The 929-nt window shown below is 43.1% G+C and carries 1 protein-coding gene; it reads right to left on the reverse strand.

Features of this window, described 5'->3' with window-relative positions; genetic code table 11:
• Nucleotides 1–118: 118 nt before the first annotated feature.
• The gene (locus A3739_RS03815) at nt 119–760 is read right to left on the reverse strand and encodes a Bax inhibitor-1/YccA family protein (protein WP_068478826.1); all 642 of its coding nucleotides are present in this window, start codon (nt 758–760) and stop codon (nt 119–121) included.
• Between the last annotated feature and the right edge of the window lie 169 nt (nt 761–929).

Genomic DNA, 929 nt, shown 5'->3' on the forward strand with positions numbered 1-929 from the left:
TGTAATAAGTATGGCTAGTTTCATAGAAGCTATTGTAGCGATGTGGTCGTAGTTTGTTGAGGATAAAAATGAAAAAGCCCCGCGAAAGCGAGGCTTTTTGCTGATGATCTATTCGAACCTATTCATCGCCAGCAAAAGCTGTCAGCAATTGAAGCAAGCTCAGGAACAAGTTGTAGATTGAAACGTACAAGCTGATTGTCGCCAATATGTAGTTTCTTTCACCGCCGTGGATAATCGCACTTGTCTGGAAGAGGATCGCAGCAGAAGAGAAAATAACAAAGCCAGCTGAGATCATAAGCTGCAAGCCCGGCATACTCGTAAAAAAGCCAATTAGCATTGCGCCTAACAATACAAAGAAGCCGATTGTTAAAAAGCCAGCTAAGAAGCTGAAATCTTTACGCGTAATCAGTGCATACGCAGAAAGGCCAAAGAATGTGAAGGCTGTTAAGCCAAGTGCGTTAGCAACAATTGGCATTGCGCCGGCACCAGCGAACATTCCAATGATCGGGCCAAGCGTGTAACCCATGAAACCTGTTAATGCAAAGGTGCTTACCAAGCCCCAAGCGCTGTTGCTTAGCTTTGCAGTTAAAAAGAATAGGCCGTAGAAGCCAACAAGAGTAACGATAATGCCAGGGCGTGGTGCGTCCATTGATAGGTATGCAACTAATGCTGAGAACGCAATAGTTAAACCCAAAAGCATGTAAGTATTCTTCAATACAGAAGACACGTCTGCGCCAAGAGCCGCTTGGCTGTTACCCATAACTTGCGCTAACTTATCTTGCTCAGCGGTCGCTACTTTTGACTGAGGAAACTGTTTATCCTGCATGAAATAACTCCAGTTTTATGGCAGAAAATGATTCATAAATCCTACGTCATATAATAGGGCTATAGATCAAAAAAACAACTCACAAAACTTTCAGAAAAATCGA

The organism is Oleiphilus sp. HI0067, assembly GCF_001635735.1.

Bases quoted from the DNA above. Each gene is read 5' to 3' on its own strand.
- A3739_RS03815 (WP_068478826.1), bottom strand. From the start codon at position 760: ATGGGTAACAGCCAAGCGGCTCTTGGCGCAGACGTGTCTTCTGTATTG.